Below are 21065 nucleotides of genomic sequence, written 5' to 3'. Positions count from 1 at the left end.
AACGAATTTAAGCAATTAAGATTAAGAATATATACACGATAGGCGCTGCCAGTAAAAGACCATCAAAACGATCCAAAAAACCGCCATGCCCCGGAAGAATATTGCCCGAATCCTTGACGTGCAGACTCCGCTTTAACATCGATTCCACCAGATCCCCCAATGTACCGATGATACTAATGACTGCAGCTACGGTAATCCATTGCCAGAGTGGTAAGGTTGCAAAGTATTTATGCAGGTTTATAGCCACAACAATCGCCAAAATAAATCCACCGAAAAAACCTTCCCAGGTCTTTTTGGGAGAGATTCGTTCAAATAATTTATGCTTACCAAAACTTCTTCCTGCAAGATAGGCTCCTGTATCATTGGTCCAGAGCAAAATCAAAAATCCCAAGGGGATGTAATGGTTAAAATCTCCTTGGATGAATCCGAGCTTGGCAAACAGGAAAAAGGGTAGGCTAACGTAACCGATTCCCAAAAAGGTATAGGCAATGTCATTAAATGGAAAAACCCGCTTCTGAAAAAGGGAAACCAAGTAGGTCAGACTAATCAACGGAACAATCAGCCATAGGAATCTGGCCTGTAACAGATTCATTGCGACTAGTGATCCCAGCACGAACAAAGTCAGGTTAATGACGATACCAAGCATTTTATTTGGCGACCGCTCGTCTGATGTCACAATGCCATAAAACTCATAAAGACACCAAGCGCTGAGTAATGTATAAAATGCGTTGAATACAAAGGGCCCCAACAACGTGGACACCACCATTATAACAACAAAAAAGATTCCCGTTATTGCTCTTGTTTTCATATTAACGATCTCCTTCCGCTTCCTCAATCAATCTTTCGGCGATCTCTATAGCGTTTTCATTGACATAGAGTTCGATTTTCCCGAACAGATAGGAAGAATCCTGCTTGTTCAACACCACTGCAGGGATACCGTTTTCCTCAAGCATTTGTTTGACAATCTCAGCTTCAATGGCGTTCGTAAATATTTTAATTCTCTTCCAATCGTTCTCCATGATTTTCTTTTTGGGTTGACATATAAAATAAGAATACAAAAATAACAGTAAAAACGAAGGCTACAACATATATCCACCAAGATTGAGGCTCAAAGGCATTGAGTTCGTCATAGCTCTTCCCATTTCGCGCATAATAAAAAGCCATGACGGTAGCACTTGCATTATTGACAAAATGCCCAAATATAGGAAGTATGATATTCTTGCTCCACAGATACAGATAACCGAAAAATGCGCCTAACAGCATCCGCGGTATAAAGCCAAAAAATTGCAAATGTATCGCACTGAAAACAATAGCCACTATCCAGATCACCATATGCGGATTGGCAATCCATCGTGCGACGATATGTTGCAATACACCCCGAAACAAAAGTTCTTCACCTATGGCAGGGACTAACGCCAATACCAGAATGTTGAACAGGAAGCCAGCGATAGCTGATTCCATAATGATGCTTTTGATAAGCTCTCCCGATTCTCTCTCACTCTGCTCCATCCAACGCTGTACTGACTCCATAGCATCCGGCAGTTGCATCGATTCGTTCCAGTGCCCAATAGCATTCATGAGCGGCATAAATGCCAACATGGCAAGAAATATATAAGCAAACTGCTCTGGCCTACCCTTAGTTTCCCGTCTGAAATACGAGATACCGTACCCCTCACGCGTGTTCATCAGGTATGCAGGCACGACAAAAGAACCTAAGCTGCTCATTAATAACAGAAATCGCATTTCGTTGGCGGAACCTTGCATCACGATACTCAACGAAAAGTCTTGCCCTGTAAATTTATAATAAAAGAAAAGCAATAGGATATAGATTACCTGGGATAGAAAGGTAAATCCGATAATCATCAGAATCAAACGTAATAAAGACTGAAGAGGATGTGTTGTTCGTTCGGGATGCATTTTTATTAAATATGCTTTAAAGATAAGAATAAAAGGCTGTTCAGGGCATATATCCAAGCAATTCTGTCTTTTATTTACTTAAAATCAGCATTAATTCTGGGGATGAACAGGCTGGTCGATCAGTAGATAATAGATTAAAAAGGGGCACATTCAGCAGAATGTGCCCCTTTTGATGAAAATGTTAGGCCGGCTTTTCACCGGATCAGTTTATTTATTAAAGGTATTTCCAATGCTTCTATGGACTAATTAACACGGATTGGATCTACAGGTTTTTGTAGATTTTTGTATGGATAAGTCTTCATCTCTTCCAGCAAAATCTTGACTGTCGTTTCCAATTGTGGATCACGGCCCTCCAAGAGGTCTTTTGGCAGCTGTTCTACGAACACGTCCGGTGCCACACCTTCGTTTTCGATAATCCAATTCCCATTAAGATCATATACACCGAAATTTGGAGAAGTGATACGGCCACCATCCAAAAGCGGCGGATAACCACTAATTCCAACCAAAATGCCCATTGTCGTACGTCCAACCAGCTTACCAAGTCCCTTGAAACGGAACATATATGGCATCATATCACCACCAGAACCAGCATTTTCATTGATAATCATGGCTTTCGGCCCATAAATTCCATTGCCCGGAGTCGTAAATCCTCTTCCATCGCGGATACCCCAGCCAGAAATTAATTCCCGCGACAACAGATCGATGACATAATCTGCTACCCAGCCACCGCCATTGTTTCTTTCGTCCATCAATAAAGCTTTTTTATCCATTTGGGAGAAGTAGTAACGGTTGAAGTAGGTATATCCCTCAGGACCCGTATTAGGCATGTAAACATAAGCGATCTGACCATTACTCAGGTCATTTACTCTCTTACGGTTGCGTTCTACCCATTCCATACTCCGCAGGCTCATCTCATCACTGAACGAAATAGGTTTCACCACCACTTCCCGAGCGCCCACAAGAGAAGGCTTGGAGTTGACCTTTAATGAAACCTGTTTGCCGACTGTATTGTCAAAAAGGCTATAGATATCCCTATCTTCTGTTAATTCAATACCATTTACTGCAACGATATAGTCTCCTTCTTTAATATTCAATCCCGGCTCGGCTAAGGGCGCTTTAAATGAAGGATTCCATTCCAGCCGTGTAAATATTTTGGCTATTTGATAATACCCGTTTTTGACGGCATAATCGGCGCCCAGCACCCCCACAGACACCGAAGGGGTAGAAGGTTGATCGCCCGGATAAATATAATTGTGTCCGACAACCATTTCCCCCATCATTTCGTTTAATAGATAGCCCAAATCCGAGCGATGACTAACAAATGGAAGAAATTTTTCATATTTCGTTTTCATAGCGTTCCAGTCAGCACCATGCATGTTTTCTACATAGAAATATTCTTTTTGCATAGCCCATACCTCATGAAAAACTTGTTTCCATTCAGCTACAGGATCTACTAGTTGCTGGATACCATCCAATTTGACTGCACCTGTTGTCGGAGATGCTACTTTCTGACCCGCAGGAACAATATTATAGCCGTTGCTCGTCTGATACAACATTCTTTTGCCGTCTGCACTGATTGCAAAACTACGAGCATTCTCGACTAAGGTTTTATTTTCCAGGTCTTTAAAATCGTAGGCACCTATAGTGCCTCCGCGCTGGTAAGTTAGCTGATTAGGAACCTGCCCATTTAAGCTCCAATAAGAGCCCACAGGTAAAGGCAGTGCTACGATTCGGTTTTCAATGCGATCAAAATCGACCTCAATGGATTTATCTACGGGCCTAGTTGTGGGAGCTTCTTCCTTCTTATCTTTCTTAGGTGCCTTTTTATCGTTCTCCTTCACTCTTGCGGTTTTCTTGTCCTCTGGTACCTCTGATTTTTCAGCTCTATCATCACGTATCTGTTCTTCATCGCTTTCGTTTTTAAAGAAAGAAGGCGTTTTGCTCGAAAGGATAAAGGCATAAACAGTATAATCAACGTTACGCTGTGTTGCTGACATATGCAGCCCAGAATTGGTTAAACCGGTATTGGTACTCGCTGTAAAAAAGAGATATTTACCATCTTGGGAGAAAGCAGTACTACGAACAGAACTCATTCCGTCTGTAATCTGTTGTGTTTTCTTCGTATCTAAATGGTACATAAACACAGCGGGCACACCGTTTTCCAGGGTACGGATATAGGAAATCCATTTAGAATCCGGAGACCAGCTGGGCTGAAAATGGTTGGATACTCTACCCGTCTGCCCACTTAGTTTATCATCCGCTACCTTTACAATGGCTTTAGAAGCAATGTCTATGTAATAGAGATTAAGATGTGCGTCATTATAAAACAACTTCTTCGAATCCGGAGACCAAGTAGGTTCGAAATAAAAATTACTTTGCCCCAGATTAAAGTACAGAGGTTGATCTTTACCAAATTGATCCACCAATACCAACTGATAAGATCCATTCTTATCGGATATATATGAAACCCATTTACCATTAGGTGACCAGTCTGGAAACCGCTCATGGGATCCGGGGGAATTGGAGAGATTACGGGCTTCCCCTTTTTCTTTGGGGACAGTGAAAATCTCGCCCCGAGCTTCAAATAGCGCCCGCTGCCCAGTAGGAGATAACGTTGCATAGCGAATATCGTCTTTCATATTTTTATAAAAAGGACGCTTAAACATCGCATCTGTATTGACAGAGACATGCAAAGTACTGACTTTATTTGTCTCCAGACTCAATGTATTCAGTCTTCCCGCGTACTCAAAAATCAGATCATTTCCATTTCCATTCAAGGAACGAATGTCATAATCTCTAAAATCAGTTAATTTTTCAACTTTCTTTGATTTGGTATCATAGCTGAAGATATTTACTATTTTATCACGATCTGAGAGAAAATATACTTTATTGCCCAACCATAACGGCTTAACATCGTTGCTTTTAACATGTGGAATTGCTTCGATTTCCTTAGTCTTTGTATCAAAAATCCAGATCGTTGGCATACCACCACCCCTATACCGTTTAAATGCTACGCGATCACGTTCGGTAGGATCAGTATTTTTAATATATGCCCAATAGCGTCCGTCCGGAGAGGGGCTGCCCTGCGTAGCTTCTGGCATCATCAGTGCCTTATCCATACCCAGCCGCTGAATATGAGAACTGTACAACCGGGGACTCAAAGCATAAGTAAAATCGCGCGATGTCGTGTAATACACTTCATCGTTATTTAGCCAGCCACGTAGTACATCTGAGGCTGGATGATAGGTAATCCGCTTCGGTTCTCCGCCCTCAATGGGCATGACGTATACATCCGTATTACCATCATAATTACCCGTAAATGCGATTTTCTTGCCATCGGGCGAAAATATCGGATTTTGTTCGACTCCGGGATTAGTTGTCAGACGGCGGGGATTGGTTCCATTTTTGTCTGCTATCCAGATGTCTCCACCATATACGAAAGCAATATTGTTGACACTGATGCTCGGGTTTCGAAGTAATAAAGTCTCTTGCGCTTTAGCATTTGGAATGGCTGTTCCTACCAAAAACGCTGCGATAAACTTGAAATGAGTTTTCTTCATAAATATTTAGTGGTTAAAATTTATATGCAAAGCTACGATTTTGCCGATTGATTAGTTACTTATATCAACAAAGTTGCATAAAAAAGTACAAAAAAAGCCCTGCTCGCTGAGCAGGGCCTATATACTGTGAGTCAGATTAAAAACCGTATTCTTGTTCAATTTCCAATACGATACCTTCATCAACCAATACGCGACCGCAGTGTTCGCAGATTATGATTTTTTTGCGCTGACGAATCTCAGATTGCATCTGAGCTGGGATTTTATTGTGACATCCTGAACAGCTGTCACGGTCAATGGAAACAACAGCCAGGCCATTTTTGAAAGAATTACGCAGACGATAATACACTTTAACCAGACGTTCTTCAATATTCGCTTCAGCTTCAGATGCCTTAGCCAATAAGGCATCCTCTTCCTTTTGAGTCTCAGCAGTAATTGTCTCCAATTCCTTCTTTTTACCCTCAAGTTCGTTTTTGCTATATTCAAGATTACTTACCGTAGCATCATAGTTTTCTGTTTTGTTACGAATCTCAAACTCAGCTTCTTTGATTCTCTTTTCACAGACTTGAATTTCAAGTCCTTGGATTTCAATTTCTTTTGAAATAGCGTCGTATTCACGATTGTTTTTAACCTCATTGAGCTGCGACTCATATTTTTTGATAGCAGCCTGAGCATCTTTAATCATGTTTTTGCGCTTAACGATCGAATCTTCTAAATCGTCTAAGTCCGTTCTGATCTTCTCGATACGAGTTTCTAAACCCGCAATCTCATCTTCAAGATCTGCAACTTCCATAGGCAACTCGCCACGAACCTGGCGAATCTTGTCTATTTTAGTATGTATGGCTTGCAAAAGCCATAATGCTTTCAATTTTTGTTCTACGGTTTGTTCCATCAACTGTAGTATTTTATAGGATTTGTATCTATTTCTGTTGTTAAGGTTGCAAAGTTAGGAAATTTTTTCGTAATAATGTCGTACAATAATTCTTGCGTAAATTGTTCGCTCTCAAAATGTCCTGTATCGGCGATGACAATCTCGCGTTCCGCATCAAAAAATTCATGGTATTTGTAATCAGCGGTAACAAAAAAATCTGCCCCCGAGCGCTTGGCTGCATCCAGTAGGAATCCACCTGCTCCCCCACAGACAGCTATGCGGCTGACTTTTTTATCTAATAAGGCGGTATGCCGAATGACATTTAAGTTAAGCTTTTCTTTTAAATATGCCAAAAATTCTTTTTCGTCCATCGGCTCCACCAGGTTGCCAATCATACCAGCGCCGATTTCCGTGGCCGTATTCTGTAAATCAAATAGATCATAAGCCACTTCCTCGTAAGGATGTACTTCGTAAAGCGCTAAAAGCAGCTTTCGCTCAATAGAACGTCTATAGATCACCTCAATACGTGTTTCCTCAACGCGCTCTTGGATACCTGTTTCACCAATAGTGGGCTGCGCGCCCTCCAAAGGTCTAAAACTACCATAGCCTGCTGTATTAAAGCTACACTGATCATAATGCTTTCCAATCTGCCCTGCGCCGGCATCAAATAGCGCTTGTCTTACTTCTTCCACATGACTTCGCGGCACAAACACAACCATTTTTCGCAATACATTACTCTTGGATGCCAAAATAGCCTGGTTAACTAAACCCAGTCGGTCGGCGATCTTTGAGTTTACTCCCCCGACGATATTATCCAAGTTGGTGTGGATCGCATACAACGCGATTTTGTTTTCTATAGCTTTGATTACAGTACGTTCCACGTAATTTTTTCCATTAATTTTCTTTAATCCTTTAAAGACAATAGGATGGTGGGAGATAATCAAATTACATCCCTTATTTATGGCTTCCTGAACAACAGCCTCTGTACAATCCAGTGAAATCAGAATGCTGCTGATTTCCCGGTTTGCATCACCTACGATAAGTCCGGAGTTATCATACGACTCCTGCAAATCCAATGGCGCCAATTGTTCCAAATACTGAATGACTTCTTTAATTTTCATGATCTATTACTACCTCCTTTTCTCTAAACTTGTTGTGCTCCTCTAAAATCCTACGATTTGCATTAATGTTAAACCAATAATTGGCTAATGTGACAAAGTGCATAACTGCAAGCAGCCCAGAAATTGAAAACGGCATCGGGATATTTGTCACCAGATAAACCCACGCATACAAAGAGCCTTTCTTAAACGTTGGATTTTCTTCCACAGCTATCTTACGGTCATAAAACTCATTAATAAGCGAGTCCCTTAAACGGGAAGCAACCTGAAAATTCCAGTAAATATTAACTAAGGGAACTGCTACCAACCAGGATTGCCCAGGTGTCATTAATCTATTTTCAACGGCCACCAAATTTAACGTCTTGCGGATAGTATTCGCAAACAAGAGCCAAACGATAATCCGTATGGCCAAAATACCGAAAACAATAACTTGCACTTCCGGTTTACTCAATTCATTGATTAATTCTTCTTGTGTCATTCAACTATGCTACTGTATATCTATTTCTCCTGCTCTAACAAATCTACTAATTCCTGCAATTTTTTATCTACGGATTGTGATCCGAGATCAGTTCAAGTGTTTTAAAATGTCGCTGTTTTTAAATTGCTCGGCACCTCCCAAGCACCATGCATAATGACATAAACAGGAGGCTGTGCATAAGCAATTTTACCCCGTGCAATTATCATAAAAAATAATATAGAAATATCCATCTTTGTAATATTCAACATATTATATGTTTTGTTGATTTCGACAGTTATTTATCATATTATTTGGAACGATCCTATACACCAAATATAATCCGGTTTGGATTATCCACAAGACAGAAACTGTAACCACTTACTCACCTCCAATATAACCATTTAACAGTGTTACCATTTTCAATTAATTCTCCCTATTAAAGCGAGATGGGGGAGGGGAGGCACCAACCTAGGTCCCTATACATAGAGCAAAAATATTGCCGGCTTCTTATGGTAGTCCTCTTTATGTTTTTTCCATTCCGCCACAGTGCGAGTACGGATATATTCTTCGCCTGAGGTTACATTGCAAGCAATACAGAGGCCCGTTGCTGGTTTACAGGTCTTGATAATATCCTCCAGAAGCTGATTATTTCTAAAGGGGGTTTCGATAAATATCTGTGTCTGCTTCTCACGCATAGACTGATTTTCGAGTTCTTTGATCTTTTTTGAACGTTCGTTTTTATCAATAGGTAAGTAGCCATGAAATGCAAATTTCTGTCCGCTGAATCCAGAAGCCATTAAAGCTAATAATATCGAACTGGGGCCCACCAGTGGGACTACTTTAATTCCAAGCTTATGAGCTTCCGCGACAATATCCGCTCCTGGGTCGGCCACTCCGGGACAACCGGCCTCTGACATTAACCCAACGTCCTTTCCTCGTTTCAAACCCGAAAAAAATTCGCTAGAATCACTTTTTTCACGGGCATGTTTTCCATAATCATGGATTTTCAATGCACTTTGCGGAATCTTCAACCCAGCTTGTTTCAGGAACTTCCGCGCTGTCTTTTCATTCTCTACAATATATTCATCAAGTGAATTGATCGTCTCAATCAAAAAAGGGGTGAATGACTTGGACGCAGCATCCTCGCTCAAGGGGACAGGGATCAAATATAATACTCCTTTTGCCATATACAAACCTACTAATTAACGCCCATTTAGAAATAGTATTTTTCAAATTGACTTTTGCTTACCTTTAAAAATCGTTAAAATTTCGAATTTTAAACTCATTATTAGTAATTTAGCGTAAGTATTTGTTGCAACAATAAACATCATCCAATGATCACACAAATTACAGAAGGCGTAAAAATCTCGGTTGAAACTAGCTATCAGTCGGAGTATTCTAATCCTGACCGTGAACATTTTATGTTTGCTTATCATATCAGCATTGAAAATCTGAGTGATTACACGGTACAGCTCATCAGCCGATATTGGAAAATATTCGATGCCAAGGGAGATTATAGAGAAGTCTCCGGAGAGGGAGTAGTAGGCGAGCAACCTATAATAGCGCCAGGCCAAATACATCAATATACCTCAGGTTGCAACCTGAATAGTGAGTTTGGATTTATGGAAGGTCATTATAACATGGTTCGTGCGTTGGATAATAGTAGCTTTCAGGTTGAAATACCTCGTTTCAATCTCATTGCTGATTACGCAATGAATTAAATTTATCAAGGTAATATCATTATTGCCAGATTAGCGCACTACGAAGTTTTTTTGCAGCGAATAAGAAAGTATTTCTTTATTTTTGCGAACGTTCTAGTGACATATATAAAAATGCTAAGTATTGAATACCGTTAGCTGCATCCGAGGTCGTATCGGAAGACACCCAGTAGATTTACACAATCAATAAGATTATTGATTAATATATACATAAATGAAAATCAGATATAAATAATTAACATTTTGATTTTCAATAAGATACAGAATTTACAAAAGATATAATCATATCTCAGGTTTTGTATTACATTTTGATTTAATTTAATTAGGGTGATATAACGTGAGTATTTTAGCTACAGAACAAGTAAGCCATTCCTTTCATGACAGATGGCTTTTTAAGGATCTACATTTCGGATTGCAAAAAGGGGAACGGGTAGCCTTGGTCGGAATAAATGGAACAGGTAAGTCGACATTATTATCTATACTGGCGGGTCAGACAATCCCGACGTCGGGAAAAGTTGTCAAAGAGAAAGGTATAAAAATAGGATATTTAGAACAGGAGCCCGATTTCACGGGCCTTCAATCAATCAATGATTTTATTTATAGTACAGATAATGATCAGCAGCGACTCATTAGAGATTATGAAGAACTGTTAGCTTCCGAGCACATCGATCAGTCTAAACTGGAAGATCTCACTGAAAAGATAAGTTCTTTGAATGCATGGGAATATGAACATAATATTAAAACGATTTTGAATCGTCTGAACATTATGGATTTTCAGCAAAATATTCATAGTCTCTCGGGTGGGCAGCGCAAGCGGCTGGCGCTGGCAAAACTCTTGATTGATGAACCAGATGTATATATTTTGGATGAGCCTACCAACCATCTTGACATCGAAACAATTGAATGGTTGGAAAAGTTACTTACCACTGGAAATAAAACAATCCTACTGGTCACACATGACCGTTATTTTTTAGATAATATCTGTACAGAAATTCGTGAACTTGACCGTGGTAATTTATATACATATAAGGGAAACTACGCGTATTTTTTAGAGAAGAAATCGGAGCGGGAGGCCATTGATGCGGTCATGGTCGAAAAAAGCAGAAACTTGTTACGTCGTGAATTGGAATGGATGCGGCGCCAGCCGCAAGCACGAGGGACTAAATCTAAATCTAGAATCGATGCTTATTATGAACTAGAGGAAAAGTCCAAAGCGATAAAAGGAAATGATACTGTGCAATTGAGTGTCAAAGTAAGTAGGCAGGGGTCTAAAATCCTAGAGCTCGATCACATCACCAAACAATACGGAAAAAAGATCATAATAAAGAACTTTTCCTATACATTCAAAAGAGGAGACCGAATAGGTTTAGCAGGAAAGAACGGAACAGGTAAATCGACATTTTTAAATTTGATTACGCAGGAGGAATTAGCTGATGCAGGCAACATAAGCGTCGGTGAGACCACCGTATATGGATATTATAAACAGGGTGGTCTAGCAGTAAATGAAAATGACAGGGTGCTCGACGTGGTAAAAAATATTGCTGAGTATATTGAGATGGCCAACGGCGAGGTAATTACGGCTTCACAGCTATTAACGCATTTTTTATTTCCACCCGAGAAACAATTTGGCTTAGTGAACAAACTCAGTGGTGGTGAGCGGAAACGGCTTCAGCTCATGCGCGTCTTGATGAAAAATCCAAATTTTCTCATATTGGATGAGCCCTCAAATGATCTTGATATTGATACCTTAAATGTACTCGAGGATTTTCTACATAATTATAAAGGTGTATTAATTTTAGTCTCACACGACCGCTATTTACTGGACAAATTAACAGATCAATTATTCATCTTCGAGGGAGATGGAATCATCCGTATTTACAATGGTAACTACGCTGACTTTAAGTTGGAGCAGGAAGAACAACAGCGATCTGAAAAGGAAAAACAAAAAAAGAGTATACAACAAACGGACCTACCTAAGATAAAGGAGGAAAAGAAAAAATTATCATATAAAGAGCAGCTGGAATATAACAAACTTGCAAGTGAGATCGACGAACTCGAACAGGTATTAAAAACTAAAGTCATTCAATTAAACACATTGACTAACCACACCGAGTTAGCGACAGTAGCGGAAGAAATTCAAAACCTACAAAATTTGATTGACAGTAAATCGGAGAGATGGATGACTCTTGCTGAATTTATGTAAAATTTTTCTTGCGTTTCACGTGGAACACCGGGAAAGACTAAATTTGTAAAATAAAGAAAACTCCACGTTTCACGTGGAACCAGAATAAGAAGATGTTTAAAAAATATAATGTAATAGTTGTCGGTGCAGGTCATGCAGGCTGTGAAGCAGCCGCGGCTGCCGCAAACCTTGGTTCATCAACATTGCTAATCACTATGAATATGGGAGTGATAGCTCAAATGAGCTGTAATCCTGCTATAGGTGGCGTAGCGAAAGGGCAAATTGTCAGAGAAATTGATGCCATGGGAGGGTATACAGGAATTATAGCGGATAAGTCAACAATTCAATTCAGGATGCTTAACCTGTCAAAAGGTCCAGCCATGTGGAGTCCAAGAACTCAAAATGACCGTATGCGTTTCGCAGAAGAGTGGCGCTTACAACTGGAGTCTATTCCTAACTTAGACATGTGGCAAGATACAGTTAAGGAAGTGATCGTCAAAAACGGTAAAGCATGTGGCGTCATTACCTCGATGGGAATAGAAATAGAATCGGATGCAGTCGTACTCACAAATGGAACATTTCTGAACGGTGTTATTCATATCGGAGATAAAAAATTTGGAGGAGGCCGAACCGGTGAAAAAGCAGCGACAGGACTTACCGAGCAACTGGTATCATTGGGTTTCGAATCCGGCCGTATGAAAACCGGAACACCTCCAAGAATAGACGGTCGCAGCCTTAACTATAAGCTGATGGAAGAGCAATGGGGCGATGAAAAAAGAGGAAGATTTTCATACAGCAACGTGCAAGTACCGGAAGAACAACGTTGCTGTTGGATCACATATACAAATGAGAAAGTGCATGAAATGCTCAGAACGGGATTTGAAAAATCACCTATGTTTACAGGCCGTATTAAGGGTCTCGGTCCGCGTTACTGTCCGTCAATAGAGGATAAGATAAATCGCTTCGCCGAGCGTGATAGACATCAAATATTTGTCGAGCCCGAAGGCTTTAAAACAGTAGAAATCTATGTAAATGGTTTTTCCACTTCTTTACCCGAAGACGTCCAGTTAAAAGCACTTCAACTTATTCCAGGATTTGAAAATGCCAAAATGTACCGCCCGGGATATGCCATCGAATATGACTACTTTCCACCCATGCAGCTCGATCTCACCTTAGAGACCCAACTGGTAAAACACTTATTTTTCGCTGGGCAGATTAATGGAACGACAGGATATGAAGAGGCTGCCGCACAAGGTTTCCTAGCAGGAATTAATGCTCACCAGCGCATCAATGACCATAAGGAACTTATCCTGAAAAGGTCCGAATCGTATATTGGAGTCCTTGTTGACGACTTGGTCACCAAAGGAACGGAAGAGCCATACCGCATGTTTACTTCGAGAGCCGAACACCGTTTGTTACTACGTCAAGACAATGCAGATATTCGACTAACACCGCTAGCCCATAGCCTCGGTTTGGTATCTGAGCACAGACTTAAAAAAGTCCAAGAAAAAATAGCCAACTCAAATGCTATCATCAATTACCTCAAACAGCATTCAACAAATTTAGATAAGATGAATGCAGTGCTTGCAGAAGTAGGATCATCTGCGCTCGCTCAAAAAACAAAATTAAGTAACGTATTGGCTAGACCTCAAGTCAATATACAGGATATCATAAAAGGCGATAATGAGTTTGCACAATTCGTAGCAAGCTTTGATGAAGAAACAATAGAGCAGGCGGAGATCAATCTGAAATATGAAAGCTACTTTGAGAAAGAAGTTGAAATTGTCAATCGAATGAAAAAAATGGAGGATAGGGAGATAAATACGAATTTTGATTATACGCAGTTAACTTCTCTCTCAATAGAAGCAAGGCAGAAATTGGCAAAAGTTAAACCCCGTACACTAGGCCAGGCCTCAAGAATATCAGGGGTCTCACCGTCGGATATTAGCGTACTAATGGTACACATGAGTTAAAATACTGTAAATCAATAACTTAAAAGAATAAACATGTAAGGCTTAAAATAAGCTATTTAAGACGATATTTTATTTTTCATGACAACTTATTCAAAAAATAATAAAAGTAGCTCAGAAAGGTTTAAAAGCAGCTTTAAAGCAAGAATGCTTATTTTAAGCCTCTTTATAATGCTAATTGCTCTGTCCATACAGTGTGCCAGCATACAACAGCCTACAGGAGGCCCCAAGGATTCCATCCCGCCCAAAATTCTCCAAGAAAATCCTACGAACTTTTCGAAGAACTTCCACGCAAAAAAAATTGTCATAACGTTCGACGAATATATCAAACTTGCCAATCAGCAGAAAGAATTCAGCGTCACCCCAGAGATGGAAAGCGCTCCTCAGTTCAAGGTCAAAAAGAAGAACCTGGAAATTACTTTACCCGATTCCCTTGAGAAAAATACTACTTACAGTATATACTTTGGAAAAGGTCTCGTAGACTATAACGCGGGGAATGCATTGGTAAACTATGCCTATGTGTTCGCTACAGGAGATAAAATCGATTCGCTAAGCATATCGGGCAATGTGAAAAGCGCCACTACAAAGGAAGTTGTCAAGGAGGTAAAAGTACTTCTCATCCCCACAAGCCAGGATTCAATCTTTGGAAAAAAGAAAGCCAACATCTTCACCACGACTGACACAGCAGGCAATTATAAACTCAACAATCTACGCGAGGGAACATACCGGATATATGCGCTACAAGAAAAAAATAACGACCGTATATATAATGCTGCCGATGAAGAAATAGGCTTTTTAAAGGACTCTATCGTGCTCGATCGCGATTTAAGCAATATAAATCTTGAAATATTCAAGGGCATTCCAAAAAAATTCAGAACCCAAGAAAAGAAATTCGAAAAAAATGGTAGTGTTTTGCTGGTATTCAACCGAAGGGTTAACCAACCAAAGCTGGAAATTCTCAACGATGAAGTCAACAACAAAGATAAAATTGTCCGATTCTCAAAAACTTCAGACTCTGCCAGTATTTTCCTTCCCAATTTGAAAATAGACTCGCTAAAGCTTATTCTCAGTGAAAACGATGCTCCCCTAGATACCATACTGGTGCGCAAAGGAAATGTAAAAATAGATCAAACAATTGAACCCATCTTTTCCCCAAATAATGGAAAAGTAGACCGAATAACACACTTACAGGTATCGGCAATTACGCCTATAAAAAGCATCGATAAAACGAAGGTAAAATTTAAGGAAGACTCTCTTTTACGTACAAACTACCAGCTAGCAGTGGATAGTGCAAACAGCAATATATACCATATTCGTTATAATTGGCGGAAAGAAAAAAAGTACCAGATTGAGTTTACCGAAGGTGCAATTAACGGATACTTTGGAGAAACAAATAAAGATAAGAAAATTGAATTAGTCTACGATGACAGTGAAAACTACGGCGATCTTACCTTTGATTTTACAGATCTGGACAGCAATACCACTTACTTGGTTGAACTAATCAACGAAAAGAAAGACAGGGTATACCGTGTAGATAGAATCAATGCCGATACTCCGAAGGTATTGTATAAACAGTATCCGGGCGGAAAATACACGATTCGGGTCATTCGAGATGATAACAACAACGGCATTTGGGACACAGGAGACGTTGAACAACGCACCTTCCCAGAGCCTGTGGTCTACCTAAACAAAGTATTTACCATACGCGCAAACTGGGAGCAAAAAGATAGCTTTTCACTAAATGGCCTCAAAAAAGAGTAATTGAGGCCATTTACAATTAACCTATGCTAATTCGTTTAAGCTAAAACCAAGAACTATATAATACGTAATTATGCGGTAATTGCTGAAGCAATGCTCTCTGGTCTTCCGTTAAGGGTTTTATTTTTTTAGCTGGTACACCAGCATAAAGGAAGCCGGATTCACAACGGGTGTTTTCCAAAACCACAGCTCCGGCCGCCACGATCACATTGGACTCAACTACTGCATTATCCATTACTATAGCCCCCATGCCGATCAGAACATGGTCGTTAATAATACAACCATGTATCATCGCCTGGTGACCAATATTAACATAATTTCCTAAAGTGGTACCGCATTTTTTATAAGTACAGTGTATGACTGCAGCATCTTGAATATTCGTATAATTACCAATGCGAATATAGTTTACATCTCCACGTATTACAGCGTTAAACCAGACGGAACAATGATGTCCAAGCGTCACATCGCCGACAATCGTCGCGTTTGGCGCCAGGAAGCATTCTTCAGCAATCAGTGGACTCTTGTCCAGAACAGATAAAATAAGTGCCATAAGATTAGAATATTGTATCCTGCAGCACTCCCGCATGCTTTGGATAATCTGTTGTATAATGCAAGCCCCTGCTTTCCTTTCTCAACATAGCAGACTTAGTGACAATGTAGGCGACTTGAATAACGTTCCGTAACTCACATAGCTTCACGGAAAGGCGCGTGTTGCGATAAAAGTCTTCTGTTTCCTCATACAATAGATGTAAGCGTTTAAGCGCTCTCTGCAACCTAAAATCAGAGCGGACAATCCCTACATAATCGCTCATTATCTTCTGACATTCGCGTAAGTTGTGGCTTACAAGAATATCTTCATTGGAAAGTGAGGTTTTGGAGTCGTCCCAATCCGGTACATTGTCTATATGCGATATCGAAGCGATAGATTGACTAGCATCTAAAAATATTCGATGCGCATATACGAGTGCCTCCAACAAGGAATTTGAAGCCAACCGGTTTGCTCCATGTAACCCCGTGGAAGAACACTCACCGCAAGCATAAAGATTCTTGATACTACTCCTTCCAAAGTCGTCCACATATATACCGCCACAAAGATAATGTGCGGCTGGGGTGACCGGTATATAATCCTTTGCCATATCGAGTCCTATGGATAAACATTTCTCATAAATATTTGGAAAGTGTTTAATGATATCCTTTTTGTCCCGATGCGTAATATCTAGGTAGACATAATCAATCCCTGATTTCTTCATTTCAGCATCTATCGCCCTAGCAACAATATCGCGAGGTGCCAATGATGCCCTTTCATCGTATTCCTCCATAAAAGACTCCCCGTTCAAACGCCTTAGAACTCCACCAAATCCGCGGACAGCCTCAGATACTAAAAATGCCGGAGACTCCTTTGGATTATAAAGAGATGTCGGATGGAACTGCATAAATTCCATATTCCGAACCCTGCCTTTAGCGCGATATACCATCGCAATACCATCACCCGTAGCGATCGTCGGGTTAGTTGTACTTGAGTAAACATGCCCAGCACCTCCAGAAGCCATAACAGTTACTTTGCTCAAAATCTTATCCACTAAATGGGATGACGTATTAAAAGCATAAATACCATAGCATGTAATGTCCTCACGATTCTTGTCAACGTACTCGCCGAGATGGTGCTGTGTAATCAAGTCAATGGCAAAGTAGTGTGTTACGATCTCAATATTCGGATCATTATGCGCCTGTACCAACAAGGCCCGCTCGATCTCATAACCGGTAATATCTTTATAATGTAAAATGCGATGTGCCGAATGCCCTCCCTCCTTTGCCAAATCATATACGCCCGATTCTTCCTTATCAAAAGACGTCCCATAGGAAATAAGTTCAGCAATTCGATCCGGCGCCTCTCTAACTACGTTTTCCACAATTTCAACATCACACAATCCATCCCCAGCTATCTGTGTATCAATAATATGCTGTTCGAAGCTATCCGATTTATCCACAACAGCAGCCACCCCTCCTTGCGCATATTTCGTATTGGATTCATCTTCGTTTGACTTGGTGACTATCAACACTTTACCGAATTTGGACGCCTTTAACGCAAAGCTTAAACCCGCTATGCCCGATCCAATGACCAAAAAATCTACTTTTCTATCTGCCATAAACTTTAAAATTCACAAACTTTGCCCAAAAGCGCTGGATCAAATTAACGAAAAATGTGGAAAACGTGTAAATAAAAGGTTAAATAAAAATGAAAAGTATTTAACATTCCACAAGTCCCCTACTTCCTTCCTTAATTTTTGAATTTTTTCCGCAAAAATATCCATAGATTTCCACATTTTTTAGACACAAACTATTCAACAAAAAATTATGGAAAATAAAAAATGTGAAATTTTATACTTTTAAAAATCAGCCTATTAATCGGTCTAATCTGTTGAAAAATTGTTGAAAACTCAGTAAAAACCAGAATTCAAAATCGCCAGACGGCAAATTATTCCAGTTTTCCACAGCCTAATAAACAATAAAAGAACCTTTATTTAAAAAAATTAGTATTTATTGAAAAAGAAGATTGTGGATTACATTCAAAAATCTTTGTTTAGTTTTGTCAACATCGAATAAACCCTCTGAGATTTGGATATCTGGGAATCTATTGGCTCCCCTATCCAAATAGCGAATTGTCATTAGGTTTATTTTCGAAATGTAAAATTCTAGCCGGCTCATAAAGCCTTTTAGAAATGGATATTTATTACATAACTTTTTAAATAGATTTTTATGGCATTTTAGACGGGATTAGTTTCCTTTTTGTAAATCCTGAAGTATTTTAAGCCATGTTTTGTTATCAATCGAGAGACATTTGTTTGGAATTTTTTTCCTGCAGAGCTCTTTAGAATCGGATATTCAATTATTTAAAAGCTTGAGTGATTTTTTTTACACTTCTTAAGGTTTTTAAGTAGACATTTTAGAGCAATTGACCAAATTAAAGGGATATTACTATAAAATAGAGCGAATATGCGTGCAATATTTTTGGGATACTTTTTTTTAGAAGCTTATATGCGCCACTAATCGCCTTAGAATAATAAACGCGATCACATTTCGATGGTTTTGAAATGCTTGGCTTCGGAAATTTTTAAGCGATTCAGAGCGCCTCAACTTACTATAGCAAGAAACAGTTCCTATTGAAAATGTCTGTGGACGGAAATTGTATTTTTAGGGATGTTAGTTAAAATGAATCAATTTACTATATTTGCTCGGTCACTTTGCGTATGCTGGGAAAACGAAATAAAGCCTCTCAGATTGTGCTATACGATACTGAATACGATTTCTATTTTTATATGGAAAGCTCAGAGGCTTTGTCTTACAAAATGAATCGCTTTTGCGAGCCGTAGATTTTTGATAACGGAAATTTATCGAAAATAGCTTATTCTGAATCCATCAGTCTGCGATATTAAATGATTTATATATATAATAAATTTCTTGTATTATTATTTTTTTATTTTAATTTAAGTTTTTCTTCCACTTTATAGTATAGAAGTTTAATATACCTATTTTGATCTTATAATATATTTGATTTTAAATATGTTATGATCGTGTTGCCACAAATATTGCAAACGCATAGGATTGGTCCTATCAATTTAGAATGTTATAATTGTAAGTGTGTTTTTACAAACTTCAAACATTCGATCCTAATAGGTTTTCTATAGTAGACTCAACTTCACAGAACGCGTTTTGGACAGAACAACAACGACGGTAGCAATCAAATGCGCTGAGATTTTAATAATTCCGATTTAAAAGTAGTTAGATAGGTTTATTCGATTGTTGGGAGCTTTGCTGTTTGACTGATCACATCTAACTACATTCTTAACTTTCTACATATACTATGCTGAAGGCCATTTAGAATTAAATAAAAAAAGATTGGCCAAACATGTGCGCAAATAGCTGAATCTGGACGCGCTTAAGATGAGCCGATAAGCGCCACAAACCCTTTTAGATTCCTATATATGTATATTATTTTTCCGAAGGTACAAATAAATCACTCCTAAAGCCTTTACTAAACTATCTATGCGCACAGTTTCCTGATCTATGCATATGTCGAGAACGATTGTAATTTTCCAAATCTGTCGGGTTCGAGTTGTGACTAATTATTGGTGTTGGTAATTAAACTTCGGTTTATCCATTATTTTTCCTTGCTTTGTATTATCCCTAAGAATGTGCGGAGATATGTGCTACGGAAGAATTAAAGAAAGTGATTTTCAATGAGCGAAAGATATCAAAACAAACTCGTTCAGGATGCTATAGAACGATTGATAATGGATATGGTGCCGAATATTACATTCTAGGAGCCTTTGCAGCGGTGTAAAAGTAGGTTTATTTATTTTAAATTAATTAATTTATTTATAATTTACTATTTTTATATATATTAGTTCAGAAACGTAATCTTGTTAATTTGTTTTTTTATTGACTTTTATATATATAACAATGCTTATTTTTGTTGTTCATAACTGTTGAATGTATTCACATGGAAATTGTAAATTATGAGCTTCAAGCAAAAGGTTATATTGATGCTCCCATTGACCCTTCGTTGGACTTAATCGTTGAGATTCAGCGACTGAAGAAGGAGAAAAATGCCGTAATTCTGGCTCATTATTATCAGGAGTCTGAAATTCAGGATATTGCAGATTATATAGGTGACAGCCTCGGCTTGTCGCAAGAGGCTGCCAAAACGGATGCAGATTTAATTGTATTTGCCGGAGTACATTTTATGGCTGAAACGGCTAAAATTTTATCCCCGGAAAAAAAGGTTATCCTACCCGACGCTAAAGCGGGCTGTTCGTTGTCGGATTCCTGCCCACCACATCTTTTTGCGAAGTTTAAGGAGCAATACCCCGATCATTTGGTCATCACATACGTCAATTGTACTGCCGAGTTAAAGGCGCTTTCTGACATCGTATGCACATCAAGCAATGCGGTGCAGATTGTAGAAAGCCTACCTCCTGAACAGGAGATTATTTTTGGTCCCGACCGTAATCTTGGGGCCTATGTTAAGAAGAAAACCGGGCGCGATCTGGTTTTGTGGAATGGGGCCTGTATGGTACACGAGATATTTTCCCAAGATAAAATCGATCGCCTGAAGCGTGAACATCCTGACGCAAAATTCATCGCACATCCGGAGTGTGAAGACCACATTCTGGCCAAGGCCGATTATATTGGTTCTACGGCAGGTATGCTTAAGTTTACCCAGACAGATAGTGCAAAATCCTATATTGTTGCTACCGAATCTGGAATACTTTATCAGATGCAAAAGGCGAGCCCGGATAAAACATTTATTCCTGCTCCTCCTAATAATGCTTGCGCATGTAATGACTGTCCACATATGAAGTTGAACACACTGGAGAAATTATACAATTGTCTAAAGTATGAGTCTCCCGAAATTCTCTTACCGGAAGACGTCATTCTACGAGCGCAACGTCCGATCGAGCGGATGTTGGAGATATCTGCCCGGTTGGGATTGTAATTTGGAGACCGATCTGCTGA

15 protein-coding genes are annotated in these 21065 nt (G+C 39.4%); 5 read left to right on the top strand and 10 right to left on the bottom strand.

Annotated features, from left to right (window positions below):
• Window positions 1-7 precede the first annotated feature (7 nt).
• The 8 genes from K7A41_RS07405 to K7A41_RS07370 all read right to left on the bottom strand — a co-directional run bounded on the left by K7A41_RS07405 (window position 8) and on the right by K7A41_RS07370 (window position 9107).
• Complete coding sequence (locus K7A41_RS07405; protein WP_028071131.1) at window positions 8-808, bottom strand: phosphatidate cytidylyltransferase; 801 nt, start codon at window positions 806-808, stop codon at window positions 8-10.
• A 1-nt stretch (window position 809) separates the two neighbouring features.
• Window positions 810-1019, bottom strand: a complete 210-nt coding sequence (locus K7A41_RS07400) for a DUF2007 domain-containing protein (RefSeq protein WP_037533976.1) — start codon at window positions 1017-1019, stop codon at window positions 810-812.
• The gene (locus K7A41_RS07395) at window positions 994-1917 is read right to left on the bottom strand and encodes a CPBP family intramembrane glutamic endopeptidase (protein ID WP_037533974.1); all 924 of its coding nucleotides are present in this window, start codon (window positions 1915-1917) and stop codon (window positions 994-996) included. Before K7A41_RS07395 ends, K7A41_RS07400 begins: the two co-directional genes overlap by 26 nt.
• A gap of 242 nt (window positions 1918-2159) precedes the next feature.
• Window positions 2160-5477, bottom strand: coding sequence for a S41 family peptidase (locus tag K7A41_RS07390; RefSeq protein WP_265713185.1), 3318 nt, complete (start codon window positions 5475-5477; stop codon window positions 2160-2162).
• A 136-nt stretch (window positions 5478-5613) separates the two neighbouring features.
• Window positions 5614-6366 carry a zinc ribbon domain-containing protein gene (locus K7A41_RS07385; protein ID WP_028071128.1) on the bottom strand — a complete coding sequence of 251 codons (753 nt, stop codon included), beginning with the start codon at window positions 6364-6366 and terminating at the stop codon, window positions 5614-5616.
• Window positions 6366-7466, bottom strand: coding sequence for a Nif3-like dinuclear metal center hexameric protein (locus K7A41_RS07380; protein WP_028071127.1), 1101 nt, complete (start codon window positions 7464-7466; stop codon window positions 6366-6368). The genes K7A41_RS07385 and K7A41_RS07380 overlap by 1 nt, the downstream gene beginning before the upstream one ends.
• Window positions 7456-7941, bottom strand: a complete 486-nt coding sequence (locus K7A41_RS07375; RefSeq protein WP_265713184.1) for a hypothetical protein — start codon at window positions 7939-7941, stop codon at window positions 7456-7458. Before K7A41_RS07375 ends, K7A41_RS07380 begins: the two co-directional genes overlap by 11 nt.
• A 455-nt stretch (window positions 7942-8396) precedes the next feature.
• Entirely contained in the window at window positions 8397-9107 is a 711-nt protein-coding gene (locus K7A41_RS07370; protein WP_265713183.1) for an SAM-dependent methyltransferase, read from the bottom strand.
• Between the two features lie 147 nt (window positions 9108-9254).
• Here K7A41_RS07370 and apaG point away from each other — a divergent pair, with 147 nt between their 5' ends.
• The 4 genes from apaG (at window position 9255) to K7A41_RS07350 (ending at window position 15551) form a co-directional block, all read left to right on the top strand.
• Entirely contained in the window at window positions 9255-9641 is a 387-nt protein-coding gene (gene apaG / locus K7A41_RS07365; protein ID WP_265713182.1) for a Co2+/Mg2+ efflux protein ApaG, read from the top strand.
• A gap of 334 nt (window positions 9642-9975) precedes the next feature.
• Complete coding sequence (locus tag K7A41_RS07360) at window positions 9976-11841, top strand: ATP-binding cassette domain-containing protein (protein WP_265713181.1); 1866 nt, start codon at window positions 9976-9978, stop codon at window positions 11839-11841.
• Between the two features lie 92 nt (window positions 11842-11933).
• Complete coding sequence (mnmG, locus tag K7A41_RS07355) at window positions 11934-13793, top strand: tRNA uridine-5-carboxymethylaminomethyl(34) synthesis enzyme MnmG (protein ID WP_265713180.1); 1860 nt, start codon at window positions 11934-11936, stop codon at window positions 13791-13793.
• Between the two features lie 168 nt (window positions 13794-13961).
• Window positions 13962-15551: an Ig-like domain-containing protein gene (locus K7A41_RS07350; protein WP_265713179.1), complete on the top strand. Its 1590-nt coding sequence runs from the start codon at window positions 13962-13964 to the stop codon at window positions 15549-15551.
• Between the two features lie 40 nt (window positions 15552-15591).
• Here K7A41_RS07350 and K7A41_RS07345 read toward each other — a convergent pair whose 3' ends face one another.
• Together K7A41_RS07345 and nadB are read right to left on the bottom strand one after the other, a co-directional pair.
• The gene (locus tag K7A41_RS07345) at window positions 15592-16098 is read right to left on the bottom strand and encodes a gamma carbonic anhydrase family protein (protein ID WP_265713178.1); all 507 of its coding nucleotides are present in this window, start codon (window positions 16096-16098) and stop codon (window positions 15592-15594) included.
• Window positions 16099-16102: 4 nt separating this feature from the next.
• Window positions 16103-17695 carry an L-aspartate oxidase gene (gene nadB / locus K7A41_RS07340; protein WP_265713177.1) on the bottom strand — a complete coding sequence of 531 codons (1593 nt, stop codon included), beginning with the start codon at window positions 17693-17695 and terminating at the stop codon, window positions 16103-16105.
• 2354 nt (window positions 17696-20049) lie between these two features.
• Between nadB and nadA the strand changes: the two genes are divergently transcribed.
• Window positions 20050-21045 carry a quinolinate synthase NadA gene (gene nadA / locus K7A41_RS07335; RefSeq protein WP_265713176.1) on the top strand — a complete coding sequence of 332 codons (996 nt, stop codon included), beginning with the start codon at window positions 20050-20052 and terminating at the stop codon, window positions 21043-21045.
• The last annotated feature ends 20 nt before the right edge of the window (window positions 21046-21065 follow it).

The sequence above is a fragment of the Sphingobacterium sp. InxBP1 genome (assembly GCF_026191775.1).
Classification (GTDB): domain Bacteria; phylum Bacteroidota; class Bacteroidia; order Sphingobacteriales; family Sphingobacteriaceae; genus Sphingobacterium; species Sphingobacterium thalpophilum.
This window is presented reverse-complemented; position numbering and strand designations above follow the sequence as displayed.

Excerpts from the sequence above, each read along its gene's own strand:
- K7A41_RS07405 (WP_028071131.1), bottom strand. The coding sequence starts at position 808 with ATGAAAACAAGAGCAATAACGGGAATCTTTTTTGTTGTTATAATGGTG.
- K7A41_RS07400 (WP_037533976.1), bottom strand. The coding sequence starts at position 1,019 with ATGGAGAACGATTGGAAGAGAATTAAAATATTTACGAACGCCATTGAA.
- K7A41_RS07395 (WP_037533974.1), bottom strand. The coding sequence starts at position 1,917 with ATGCATCCCGAACGAACAACACATCCTCTTCAGTCTTTATTACGTTTG.
- K7A41_RS07390 (WP_265713185.1), bottom strand. The coding sequence starts at position 5,477 with ATGAAGAAAACTCATTTCAAGTTTATCGCAGCGTTTTTGGTAGGAACA.
- K7A41_RS07385 (WP_028071128.1), bottom strand. The coding sequence starts at position 6,366 with ATGGAACAAACCGTAGAACAAAAATTGAAAGCATTATGGCTTTTGCAA.
- K7A41_RS07380 (WP_028071127.1), bottom strand. The coding sequence starts at position 7,466 with ATGAAAATTAAAGAAGTCATTCAGTATTTGGAACAATTGGCGCCATTG.
- K7A41_RS07375 (WP_265713184.1), bottom strand. The coding sequence starts at position 7,941 with ATGACACAAGAAGAATTAATCAATGAATTGAGTAAACCGGAAGTGCAA.
- K7A41_RS07370 (WP_265713183.1), bottom strand. The coding sequence starts at position 9,107 with ATGGCAAAAGGAGTATTATATTTGATCCCTGTCCCCTTGAGCGAGGAT.
- apaG (WP_265713182.1), top strand. The coding sequence starts at position 9,255 with ATGATCACACAAATTACAGAAGGCGTAAAAATCTCGGTTGAAACTAGC.
- mnmG (WP_265713180.1), top strand. The coding sequence starts at position 11,934 with ATGTTTAAAAAATATAATGTAATAGTTGTCGGTGCAGGTCATGCAGGC.
- K7A41_RS07350 (WP_265713179.1), top strand. The coding sequence starts at position 13,962 with ATGCTAATTGCTCTGTCCATACAGTGTGCCAGCATACAACAGCCTACA.
- K7A41_RS07345 (WP_265713178.1), bottom strand. The coding sequence starts at position 16,098 with ATGGCACTTATTTTATCTGTTCTGGACAAGAGTCCACTGATTGCTGAA.
- nadB (WP_265713177.1), bottom strand. The coding sequence starts at position 17,695 with ATGGCAGATAGAAAAGTAGATTTTTTGGTCATTGGATCGGGCATAGCG.
- nadA (WP_265713176.1), top strand. The coding sequence starts at position 20,050 with ATGGAAATTGTAAATTATGAGCTTCAAGCAAAAGGTTATATTGATGCT.